Source organism: Nonomuraea rosea (genome assembly GCF_039539705.1).
Taxonomy (GTDB): domain Bacteria; phylum Actinomycetota; class Actinomycetes; order Streptosporangiales; family Streptosporangiaceae; genus Nonomuraea; species Nonomuraea rosea.
On sequence record NZ_BAABDQ010000006.1, the window covers coordinates 331,608 to 343,631 of the forward strand.

Annotated in this window: 6 protein-coding genes; 2 read left to right on the plus strand and 4 right to left on the minus strand. The window is 73.6% G+C overall.

Annotation, left to right across the window (positions count from 1 at the left end; genetic code table 11):
• Window positions 1-26: 26 nt before the first annotated feature.
• From ABEA43_RS18045 to ABEA43_RS18060, 4 genes are all read right to left on the minus strand, one after another.
• Entirely contained in the window at window positions 27-1,904 is a 1,878-nt protein-coding gene (locus ABEA43_RS18045; protein ID WP_345563148.1) for a serine/threonine-protein kinase, read from the minus strand.
• A 36-nt stretch (window positions 1,905-1,940) separates the two neighbouring features.
• Window positions 1,941-2,942 carry a hydroxyacid dehydrogenase gene (locus ABEA43_RS18050; RefSeq protein WP_345563149.1) on the minus strand — a complete coding sequence of 334 codons (1,002 nt, stop codon included), beginning with the start codon at window positions 2,940-2,942 and terminating at the stop codon, window positions 1,941-1,943.
• A gap of 129 nt (window positions 2,943-3,071) precedes the next feature.
• Entirely contained in the window at window positions 3,072-6,329 is a 3,258-nt protein-coding gene (locus ABEA43_RS18055; protein WP_345563150.1) for an ATP-binding protein, read from the minus strand.
• Window positions 6,330-6,411: 82 nt separating this feature from the next.
• Window positions 6,412-9,264: a helix-turn-helix transcriptional regulator gene (locus tag ABEA43_RS18060; RefSeq protein WP_345563151.1), complete on the minus strand. Its 2,853-nt coding sequence runs from the start codon at window positions 9,262-9,264 to the stop codon at window positions 6,412-6,414.
• A 197-nt stretch (window positions 9,265-9,461) separates the two neighbouring features.
• Between ABEA43_RS18060 and ABEA43_RS18065 the strand changes: the two genes are divergently transcribed.
• On the plus strand, window positions 9,462-10,457 hold the full coding sequence (locus ABEA43_RS18065; RefSeq protein ID WP_345563152.1) for a hypothetical protein: 996 nt from the start codon (window positions 9,462-9,464) through the stop codon (window positions 10,455-10,457).
• Complete coding sequence (locus ABEA43_RS18070) at window positions 10,427-12,010, plus strand: clostripain-related cysteine peptidase (protein WP_345563154.1); 1,584 nt, start codon at window positions 10,427-10,429, stop codon at window positions 12,008-12,010. Before ABEA43_RS18065 ends, ABEA43_RS18070 begins: the two co-directional genes overlap by 31 nt.
• Window positions 12,011-12,024 lie beyond the last annotated feature (14 nt).

The following is a 12,024-nucleotide window of genomic DNA, read 5'->3' on the forward strand; positions in this document are numbered from 1 at the left end:
GGTCGCGGGCGGCCTCCGCGATGCGGCTAGTCGTCCGGATATTTCCGGACAACCTTGCCCGCGAGATTGGCGACCAGGTAGCCGGAGCGGTAGCCGTCCGACACGTGCACCAGCAGCACCTGGCGAGGGCTGGCGAAGGAGTAGTCGGGGTCCACGATCACGTAGCGCGAGGTGGGCTTGGGGACGCCCAGCTCCTTGGTCGCCGTCTTGAGCAGGGCGGGCAGGGCGTTCCAGTTGTACCTGTCCAGGTCCACCGTGGGCTTGTCCACCTTGCCGCCGATGCCGGAGCGGGTGACCTCGCCGTCGCGGTAGTCGTACCTGTCGTAGAGCTCCGGGTCGCCCTTGATCGGTGCTTCGACGGAGGCGTAGGTCGGGTACACCGTCATCCTGACGACCTTCGAACCGCCGACGGCCGCCTTGACCTTGGCGATCATGGCCCGCATGCCGGCGGGCGTGTGCAGGTTGGCGGGGGCGCTCTCCTCGGTCTCCTCGGTCTCCTCGGTCTCCTCGGGTGAGCGGCTCGCCGCCGGGGTGACGGTGGCCGGCGTCGGCTCCTCCGTCATCTCCTGGGCCGTCCGCTCGGGGAGCCCGGTGGCAGGGGGCGGGAGCACCCGCCACACCACCACTCCGGCGATCACGACGGCCGCGGCGGACGCCGCGATCGCCGCGTTGCGAGGGCCGCGACGGGCGCGGCGCGAGTGCGCGGTGCCCGCCCGCCGGATCGGCGCCGAACCCCATGGGGCCGCTCCCCCTTGGTCGTAACCAGGGGGGAGCGGGTGCTGAGACGCGGGCGGCATCCCCTGGCCGTAACCGGGCGGAACCCCCTGGCCGTAACCAGGCGGCACCGTGTGCTGGGACGCGGGCGGCGCCCCCTGACCGAGGCCCGGGGGCACCGTGTGCTGGGAGCCGACCGGCCCTCCCTGACCATGGCCCGGGGGCACGGTGTGCTGGGAGCCGACCGGGCCTCCCTGGCCGTAGCCGGGAGGCACGGTGTGCTGGGGCGGGGGCGGCCCCGCCTGGCCGTGGCCGGGCGTCGTGTGCCAGGGCGCGGGCGGTGCCCACGGGAAGGGGGCGGCGGCGGGGTCGGCCGCCGCGGCCAGCATGCGGTCCAGGGTGCCGGCGTCGGGCCTGGCCGCCGGATCACGGTTGAGCAGGGCGTTCAGTACGGGACCGAGCGGCCCGGCGCGCTCGGCCGGCGGCACTTCCTGGTTGAGCACGGCGGCCAGCGTCGCGAGCGTGGTGCTCCTGCGCAGCGGATGCCGCCCCTCCACCGCCACGTACAGCAGCATGCCCAGCGACCACAGATCCGAGGCCGGATCGCCCTCGACCCCGTTGATGCGCTCGGGCGCCATGTACTCGGGCGAGCCGATGAACGACCCCGTGGCCGTCAGGCTCGTGGACTCCCGCACCGCCGCGATGCCGAAATCGGTCAGCACCGACCGGCCGTCCTCGCGCAGCAGCACGTTGGCGGGCTTGACGTCACGGTGCTGGATGCCGACGGAGTGTGCCGCCCGCAGCGCGGACAGGACCTCGCGGCCGAGCCGCGCCACGTCCAGCGGCGGCATGGGACCGCGCTGGATGCGGTCCTGTAACGAGCCTCCGGGGACCAGCTCCATGACGATCCAGGGATAGCCCTGCTCGCCGGGATCGACGATGTGGTGGATGGTGGCCACGTTCGGATGGTTCAGCCGGGCCAGCGCCCGCGCCTCGCGCAGCACCCTGGCCCGCAGCTCGCGAGCGCCCGCGGGGTCCTGCTCGTCCATCGACGGGTCAGGAGGCCGCACTTCCTTGAGCGCGACCTCGCGGTGCAGCGCCACGTCCCAGGCCCGCCACACCAGGCCCATGCCGCCGCCGCCGAGCCGCTCCACCAGTTCGAAGCGGTCGTCGATCACCCGTTTGTGCATGCAGAGCAGCGTAGGGCCGACCCGATCCTCCCGTCATCACGCACTCGTGGCCAGTGCCTCCGCTTCTATCCCGTACGCGAAGGGCTGCCCATGGGCGTACCTTTCGAGCTCGTCCAGCGCCAGCTCGGTCAGCCGCGCCAGCTCGCCGCCGAGCGATCCCGCGATGTGCGGGGTGAGCAGCACGTTCGGCAGGTCGTACAGGGGCGAGTCGGCGGGCAGCACGTCGGGCTCGGTCACGTCGATCACCGCGTACAGGCGGCCGGCGGCCAGCTCGGCGATGAGCGCGTCCTGATCGACGAGCGCGCCGCGGGCCGTGTTGATCAGCGTCGCGCCGTCGCGCATGCGCGCGAGGCGGGCGGCGTCGATGAGGTGCCTGGTCTCCGGCAGCGCGGGCGCGTGCACGCTGATCACGTCGCACCGCTCGAACAGCTCGTCCAGCTCGACGTGCGGCACGCCGAGGTCTTCACGCAGGTACGGGTCCGCCACCAGCACGTCGAGCTCGAACGGCCTAAGCAGCTCGATCACCCGCCGGCCGATTCTGGAGGCGCCCACGATGCCGACCGTACGCCGGTAGTTGCCGATCCCGGGGAAGCTGCCCTCCAGGTCGATCCCCGCACGCCGCTCGCGGTAGAGCCTGGCGAGGTCCAGCACGCGCTTGTTGGCGAACAGGATCGAGGCCAGCGTGTACTCGGCGACGGGCTCGGCATTGGCCGCCGCAGCGGACGAGACGAGGATGCCGCGCTGCCAGCACGCCTCGGTGACGTGGTGCTTGACGGTGCCGGCCGCGTGCACGATCGCCCGCAGCCTGGGGGCCCTGGCCAGCACGTCCTCGGTGATGGGCGGGCACCACCAGCTCGTGTAGAGCACCTCCGCCGACGCCAGCTCCCCCGCCACGGCCGGGTCGGCGAAGTCGGCGGCCACCAGGTCCGGATTCACGTCGGCGATCGCGGCCAGGCGGTCGCGCACCCGGCTCGTGATGAGCCGATCGGCCACCTGGTGTCCCATGGCCAGCAAGGTCTTCGGCCGCGCTGCGATCATTTCGTTCCCCCCGAACCCCAATACGGTCAATGTGATCGTAAATGAAGGACCGATCAACGTGGGGCCGCGTATGACGGGGGGCCGGCCAGCGGCTCCTCAGGGAAAAGGGGCCTCGATCCTAGCCATTCGCTATGAGCGCTCTTCAGCCATTCGATCAATTCGCTCCATGGCCGCGTCGATCCACGGCCGGACCCCCGCGCGCTCGGCGACCGCCAGCGCGTCCCGGAAGTGTCCCTCCGCGGGCCGCCCCAGGTACGCCGCCAGCTCCCCCAGCACCTGCGCCGTCGGCCACACCGCCAGGTACCCGGTGCTCCCCACGGGCTCGGCCGACAACGGCAGCAGCGCCTCGTACGCGGCCTCCGCCCGCCCGGCGTCGTCGAGCGCGATGCCGAGCAGGCCGCGAACCGCCGTCAGGATGTGCCAGAAGTAGTCGCGCCTGATCGGCGGCGTCCCGGCGGCCACCAGGGCGTGCGCCTCCGCCGGGCGGCCCGCGTGGCAGAGCGCCAGCGCGTACAGCTCAAGGGTCTGCTCGCGCCACGGCCCCTCGGCGGCGAACGGCGCCAGGTCGGGCAGGAGCGGGGCGGTGTCGCCGCGCATGAGGTGCATGCCGTACCGGGCGAGGAGGAGCAGGCCCACCTCGTGCTGCCACATGCCGAGCCGGCCCGCCAGCTCCGCGCCCGCGCGGTAGCGGAGCTCGGCCGCCTCGTGGTCGCCCGCGAGCACGGCGCGCAGGCCGTCGTAGAAGCCGGTCACGGCCAGGGTGAGCGGCAGGTCGTACAGGTCGGCCAGGTGCCTGGCCCGGTCGGCGTGCCGGTCGGCGGCGGCCAGGTCCGCGGCGTTGATGGCGGCCTGCATGAGCATGAGGTGGCCGAGCACCTCGACCGTCACGTCGGAGCCGGACAGGCTCAGCAGCTCGTGGCCCAGGGAGACGCGTTCGGCCTGGCCGCCGTACCGGAAGCTCTGGTGGAAGCGGCCGTTGAGCGCGAGCACGAGCAGGTGGCGGTCGCCCAGCCGGCGGGCCATGGCGACGGCCTCCTGGGAGGCGAGGTAGCCGCGTTCGGTCGGCTCGCCCTCCAGCTCGAACGCGAGCGTCGTCAGCAGCCGGCAGCGGGTCGTCCCGTCGCCCGGCGGGAGGCGGGTCAGCGTCTCCTCGACGGCCTCGATCAGGCCGGCGTCGAGCGTGCCGTACTCCCTGCTGCTCCAGAACGTCGGCACCTCGAACGACACGCTCACCCGGGCGAGCAGGTCGGGATCGCCGAGGGGGAGCGCGTCGCGGACGGCGCGTTCCCTGTGGGTGCGGGCCTTGACGAGCTGTCCGGTGTTGGCCAGGGCGGACACCAGCGACAGCGTCAGCTCCAGGCGCTCGCGCGGGTCGCCGGCGAAGGAGTCGAGCGCCTGCTGCCAGAGCGCCGCCGCCTCGTGGTGGGCGAAACGGCGCTCGGCCTGCTCGGCGGCGAGCCTGGCGTAACGCACCGCCTTGCCCGGTTCGGCGCCCGCGGCGGAGTAGTGGTGGGCCAGCGCGGCGACGTCGCCCGGGTCGTGCTCCTCGATGGCCCTGGCCACGCGCAGGTGCAGGCGGGCCCGGCGGATCCGGGACAGATCATCGTAAAGAGTGTCCCGGATCAGTACGTGCGCGAACCTCAGCCGCCCCGCCTCCGGCTCCGTGAGCAGCCCGGTGACCAGGCCGGACTCGATGGCGGCCAGCACGGTCTCCTCGTCGGCGCCGCTCACGGCGGTCAGCACGTCCACGTCGCTCTCGCGGCCGATGACCGCGCCGTGCCGCAGGATCGTCTGCGCCTGCGCGGGCAGCCTGGCCACGCGGCGGCGCAGCACGTCGCGCACGCCCGCGGGAACGGCCGGACCGTCTCTGGTCGCGCCCTCCGAGTCGAGCAGCCGCGCGGTCTCCCTGACGAAGAACGGGTTGCCGCCGGTCCGCTCGGCGATCGCGGCGACCGTCTCAGGCGCGGCGGGCCGGCCGCAGGTGACGCTGATCAGCTCGGCCACCTCGGGCGCGGGCAGCCCGCCGAGCTCCACCCGCGACGGCTCGCGGGCGGCTATCGCGGCCAGGGCGTCGGCGAGGTGGTCGTTCGGCTCGGTGTGCCGGTAGCTGCCCACGACCAGGACCGGCAGGCCGGCGCACTCGCCGATGACGTGCGTGAGGATGGCCAGGGTCTCGGCGTCGGCGCGGTGCAGGTCGTCGAGCACCAGGAGCAGGGGCCGCCCGATCGACGTCACGAACGCGCTGACCGCCCGGTGCAGCCGGAACCTGGCTCCGGGCACGTCGCCGCGCACGGGGGCGTCGGACAGCAGCGGCGCGAGCGCTTCCTGGCGGGCGTCGCCGGGCGGGAAGCGGGCGGCCAGCTCCCTGAGCAGCTCGGCCCAGGCCCAGCCGGCCGGCGCGCCCTCGTGCTCGGGGCAGCGGCCCCATCCGGTGGCCCAGCCTCGGTCCTCGAACGTGCCGCGTACCTGCTCGATGAAGGCCGTCTTGCCCGCGCCCGGCTCGCCGCTGACCAGCACGGCGCCGCCGTCCAGCGCGGCCACACCGGCCAGCTCGGCCCGCCTGCCGACGTACGGCTGCCGGCCCGCCCCGGACTCGTCGGCCGGGGTGCGCGTGAGGTGGGTGGCGGGGGCGGGCGTAGGGGCGGAGGCGCTCAGGTGGGTGGCCTGGGCGAGGATGTCCGCCTCCAGCCGCCGCAGCTCGGGCCCCGGATCGACGCCCAGTTCTTCGGCCAGGTGGGTGCGGGCCCTGCGCAGCGCGCCGAGCGCCTCGCCCTGCCTGCCGCCCCGGTAGAGCGCCCTGGCCAGCAGCGCCCACGCCCCCTCGCGCAGCGGATGCTCGCCCACCAGCCGCTCCAGCTCCGGTACGGCCCCCGCCGCCCCGCCCAGCCTGATGACCGCGTCGGCATGGCGCTCGATCGCGGACAGCCGCAGCTCCTCCAGCCGCGCCACCTCCGCATCGGCCCAGTGGGCCCCGGCGAACTCCTGGTAGGCCGGTCCGCGCCAGAGCCTCAGCGCCTCGGCCAGCCGCTCGTGCCCGGCCGCCGGATCGCTCACCAGGCTCTCGAACCGCCACGCGTCCACCGCTCCCGCCTCCAGCCGCAGCGCGTAGCCGGGAGCCTGGGTGACGAGCACGCCGGCCGGGGCGCGCGGCGACCTGCCGGGCTCCAGGGCGCGGCGCAGGTTGGAGACGTAGGACTGGACGGCCGCGAGCGCCTTGGGCGGCGCCTCACCCGCGTACAGGTCGTCGATGAGCCGGTCCACCGGAACGGCCTGTCCCCCGGCGGCCAGCAGCCGGGCGAGCACCGAGCGCTGACGCGGCCGGCCCAGCGCGACCGGCTCGCCGTCGAGATGCGCGGCGAGCGGCCCGAGCACGCGAAAGGTCAGCACGATGCTGCCACGGTACGGCAGCACACCCCCCGCCGGCGTCACTCCCCAGGCCCTGACGACGCCGAGCGGCGGCCCTGGCGGGTCACTCCCCCAGGTCGCTCAGCCGGCCGATGAGCGCCGTTCGTGAGGTGATGCCGAGCTTGGTGTAGATGTGGCTCAGGTGGTATTCGACCGTCTTGACGCTCAGCACCAGCTTGCGCGCCGCCTGCCGGTTGGTCAGCCCCCGGCTGATCAGCACCGCCACCGTGTGCTCCTGCGGCGTCAGCCCCAGCCTGGCGGTGTCCTGCGGGCGCAGCACCGCCCGCCCGCTCGCGGCCAGCTCCAGGTCGCACTTCTCCAGGTACGGCAGCGCCCCCAACCTGGACAACGTGAGCTGGGCGGCTTCGAGCTGCTCGGCGGCGGCGGACCTGCGGCCCCTGCGGCGCAGGAACGTTCCGAGCGCGAGCCGGATCCGCGCCTCCTCGAACGGCGTGTCGATCTTGGCCGAATGCTCCAGCGCGACCCGGTACGCGGACTCCGCCTCGACCGGCTCGTGCCTGGCCGCGTGCAGCCCCGCCCGGGCACTGGCGGCGGCGGCCAGGACCCCGCGGCGCTCCCTGTCCAGCGCCAGCAGCTCGCACGGCACCAGGACCGCCTCGGCCTCCTCCAGCAGGCCCGCGTTGACCAGGGCGTCGGCCAGGATCGTGCGCCAGAGCACGACGGCCGGCTCGTCGGGGAGGTTCGTCCTGGTCAGCGGCATGAGCGCGGTGATGGCCGCCTCATGGTCGCCTTTGGCGGTGGCCAGCAGGGCCTCGGCGCCGGCCGTACTGAGGTGGGCTGAGGTGTTGTCCTGACCGCACGCGGCGCGGGCGGCGCGCACGTGGGTGCCGGCCCGCTCCCACTCGCCGCGGGCGGCGGGCACCAGGGCGGCCACGGCGTGGGCGTAGCTCGCCAGCCAGACCTGGCCGAGGTCGTCGGCGGTCGAGGCCCCGAGCTCGGCGTGCGCGGCCGCCTCGTCCCAGCGGCCGAGCCGGTACTCGGTCTGGGCCAGCGCGGTCGCCACCAGGAGCTGGAACGGGGCCGAGCCGCCGGCGCTCACGGTGAGCAGCCCGAGCAGGTCGTCGTGCGCGCCGCCCAGGTCGTCCGCCCACAGGCGCAGCAGGCCCCGGCCCAGCAGCGCGTCCAGCTCGCCCGCCGTCGCCTGCGCGGGCACCGGCAGCTCACCGCTCAGCGCCAGCCCCGCTTCGATCTGCCCGGCCAGCCCCAGCCCCATCAGCTGCGCCGACCGCGCGAGCCCGCCACCGGAGACGGTCCCACCGCCAGGCGCCAGCCCGCCACCAGGGACGGCCTTGACCGCCGCAGCGCGTCGGCCAGGCGCGGCGAGCTTCCCCGGGGCGGGGAGCTCACCGTTCAGCGCGCGTTCCGCCCAGCCCGCGGCGTTGGCCCCATGGCCCCGCAGCAGGGCCGCCATGGCCTGGCGCGCGGCGATCCCGGCGGCGAGCAGCGGGTGGCCCCCCGCGTGCGACCACGCGCTGTCGAGCTGCCTGACCGCCTCGTCCAGCCGCCCCGCCACCAGCGCCACCGAGCCCAGCGCGTAGTCGCGCACCGCCGGGTCGGCCGCCGGGGCCACCTGGGCGGCCAGCGTGCCGGCGTCGTCCGGCCGGCCCGCCTCCAGCAGGGCCTCCACGGCCTCCGCGACGAGCCGGTCCCGCTCAGGGCCCTCCTCGGTGAGCTGTACGGCCCGCGTCAGGCAGCCGCACGCGCTCGACCAGCGGCCGGCGGCGGTCTGGCGCCGCCCCACCCTGGCCACCTCGCGCACCAGGTCCGCGTCCACCTGGTCGGCGGCGGCCAGCCGGTGGTGCAGCCGGTGCGCCGCGTCGTCCACCAGATCCGCCGCGACGAGGTGCAGCCCGCGCCGCGTGGCCGGGCCGAGATCGTGGTAGATGGCGGCCCTGACCAGCGGGTTCGGGAAGCCGAGCGACACACCGGCGCCCGTGCGCCACTCCACCAGCAGCTGCTCGCCCGTGGCCTGCTCCAGCGCGGGCAGCGGCTCGGTCAGCTCCGCCATCCGCGCCACCAGGTGCAGGGGCGCGGACGTGCCGAGCACGGCGGCGGCCGTCACCAGCCGCTGCGCCGGCGGCTCGCACCGGCCGAGCCGGTCGAGCACCTGGGTGGTGTAGGCGCGCGGCGCGGGCAGCGGGGCGTCCACGTCGGCCAGGGTCTCGGCGCGTACCTGCTGGAGCAGGGCGCGGGCGTGCAGGGGCACGCCCTTGGTGTGCCGGTGCAGGCGGTCCGCCGCCTGGGGCGTCAGCCGTACGGGACCGAGCCGGGCGCTCAGGGCCTGGAGGTCGCGCGCGCTGAGCCCGCTCAGCGGCAGCCGGAGCGCCGCGCTGCTGCGCAGCAGCCGGCGCAGGCCGTCGGGCAGCCTGGGGTGGTCGCTCTCCCTGACGATCACGATGGCGAGCACCCGGTCCGCGCGCAGCCTGCGCAGCGCGAACGTCAGCGCGTGCAGCGACGGCAGGTCCGCCCAGCCCGCCCCGTCGATCGCGATCACGACCGGCGCGGCCTGCTGCAGCTGAGCGAGCAGTTCGAGCACGGCCGCGCCGACCACCAGGGGGTCGCGCCTGGCGGGCGCGCCGGGCGCGGGCAGGCACGCCAAAGCCTCGGGTACGGGTTGCGCCTGCGACCCGAGCTGCCCCAGTACGCCGTAGGGCAGCTCCGCCTCGCCCTCCTCCCCGCTCACGTCGAGCACGATCGCGTTCTCGATGGCGGACAGGAACTCACCCGTCAGCGCGGTCTTGCCGATCCCGGCGGGGCCCTCCAGCACCACCAGGCTGGACCGGCCCTCGCAGACGCGGCCCAGCTGGGCGTGGAGCACCGCCAGTTCACGGCTTCGACCGACGAACTGTTCGTCGCGGGAGCGCTCGGGTCCGTTACGGAAGGCGCGGTCTGCCATCGGACTCACCCCCCTGGCCAACGTTCATCCTGTGCCTTGGTCCGGCGACCGTCCAGTGTCCGATTGACCCGAGTCAGCTCATCCCGTCATTAGGGCATCACCCCGGGGTAATCCCCAGGGCGTTCCCTGATGCTCCCGGCAAAGCCCCTTCATAGCGTCCAGCGTGGACGAATGCCCCCAAACGCCGGGAGAACATCATGCCGTCCTACATCGCAGAGGAGCAGCGGGGCACGGAAGCACGGATTCTCAACGTGCTCTTCCCCACGATCCTTCAGGGCCTCCAGCTGACCCACCAGGCAGCCGAGCAGTTCGGCGCACGCCCGCAACAAGCGCAACAGCTGCCGATGGGCCCGCGGATGGAGCACCGGCCCATGGAGTACCAGCCGCAGCAGCAGCGTCACTCCATGCCTGAGGCCTACAGTCAGCTCACCGCCGACCGGTCCTTCATGGACGTCGCGGCCGTCCTCATGCCGGTCGTGCAGGCCATCATCCCGCCCCTGGTGGAACAGCTCCTCTCGTTCGGCCCGCCCAAGTCGGACACCGACCAGAACGAGGAGGACCGCTTCCTGCAGTTCGTGCCGCAGCTCATCGGCACCGTCACGCCGATCATCATGCAGGTGCTACCGGGTCTGCTGCAGACCATGCACGGCGCCCGCGCCCAGCACCCCGTACGGATCACCGACCGGGAGCTCAACCAGCGCTACTTCGGCCCGATCCTGCAGGCGGCGCTGCCCGCGATCGTCGCGCAGCTGCCCGAGCTGCTCGCCATCGTGCACGGCGACCAGCGCGCGCCCGTCCGCTTCGAGCGGATGCCGGGACGCGGCCTCATCCAGCTCATGAGGATCAGCAGGAACGACCTCGTCAACGCCCACCGGCTGCGCGACGGAGACGTGGTCTACCTGACCGAGACCCCCGCCCCTCCGGGCACCACCGAGATCCGGATCAGCATGGCCCCGCACGGCCTGTGGTGGAAGGGCATCCAGGTCACCGACGACAGCGACCGGCAGATCTGCTTCGTCGAGACCGAGAGCGAGATGTACGCCAGCTTCGACTCCAGGTCCGTGCAGACCGGCGGCACCATCGTGCTGTGGAAGGCCAAGATGTTCGGCGTCCACACCCCGATGTACGTCATCCCGACCGGCGACCTGTCGCCGGACGCCAAGTGCTTCAACTTCCACTGGGCCGCGGACTGATGGCCGGGCCCACGCTGCGACTCGGCAGCAGAGGTCAAGAGGTCAGGCGGCTCCAGGAGCTGCTGCGCGCCCGCGGCTACCGCGTGCAGAACGACGGGTACTTCGGCGGCGCCACCTACGGAGCCGTCCTCAACCTGCAGCAACGCGAGGGGATCCCGGCCGACGGCGTGGCCGGCCCCAGCACGTGGCAGGCACTCGGCCAGGCTCAGGAGGCCATGACCGCACGGCCGCCGGCAACGACGCCGGGCGAGCCGGCCGAGTGGAACGTCATGGTCTACATGGCGGGCAACAACAACCTGTCCGACGCCGCCGGGCGCGACCTGGAGGAGCTGCGCGCCGTCCAGTCGTACAACGGGGTGCGGGTCACCGCCTTCGTCAAGCGGCAGAACACCGCCGGCCGCGCCCAGCACATGGAGATCAGCCCCGGTGGCGCCCCCGACATGATCGAGGAGCTGCGGGCGCCGATCGACTCCGGCAGTCCTCAGACGGTCCTGGACTTCGTCCGCTGGGCCACCAGGCGTGCCCCCGCCAGGCGGTACGCGCTGGTGATCTGGAACCACGGCGGCGGCTGGACCCCCGACGACCTCGACCAGCTCTACACGCAGGTCCGCGGCCGCGCGGCCAGGCGTGACATCGAGTCGGGATACGTACGGCGCTCACCGCGCATGGCGGCCGACGGAGAGCCCGTCTACTCCGAGCTGGCCAGGCTGACGGAGACCCCGGAGGTCACCAAGGCCGTGTTCAGCACGTCGCTGGCCGAGGTGCTCAAGCTGCCCACCGGCCACGAGCGGGCGATCGCCGGCGACGACGGCACGCTGCACTCGCTGGACACCATCGAGCTGTGCAACGTCATGCGGCGCGTGCACGAGGAGCTCGGCAGGCCGATCGACCTGCTGGGCATGGACGCCTGTCTCATGAGCAACCTCGAGGTCTGCTACGAGCTGCGCGAGCACGTCGGCACCGTGGTGGGCTCGGAGGAGCTCGAACCCAACGAGGGCTGGCCGTACACCGAGATCCTTTCCGCCATGGCCGCCAACCCCCGCATGGACGCCCGGGAGCTCGGGCGGATCATCGTGGAGGAGTACCTCAGGTCCTACCGCGGCACGAACCAGACCGTCACGCAGTGCGCGGTCGACGCGACGCGGATCGAGGAGTTCATGCGCGAGTTCGAGACGCTCGCCGACGGCCTGCGCCGGCAGGTGGAGGTCAACAGGTCCGTCGTGGACAGCATCCAGTCGGTCGCCACCCGCTTCCACTTCGACCGGTCGCTGGTGGACCTGCGCACGCTCTGCCTGGCGCTGGTCGCCGACTCGCGGACCGATCCGACGCTGGCCTCGGTGGCCGACAAGCTGCTGGCCATCCAGGCGCCGGGCGGCTTCGTGATCCAGGAGGGACACCAGGGCGACAAGGTCGAGGGGTGCGGCGGGCTCAGCGCGTACTTCCCGATGGAGCGCACCATCTCGCGCTACTACGGCGACCTCCAGCTCGCCGCGCACACGGCGTGGGATGAGTTCCTCAGAGAGTACGGAAACGCGCGTACCATCAGGCGTTAGGAGGCCACACGCCG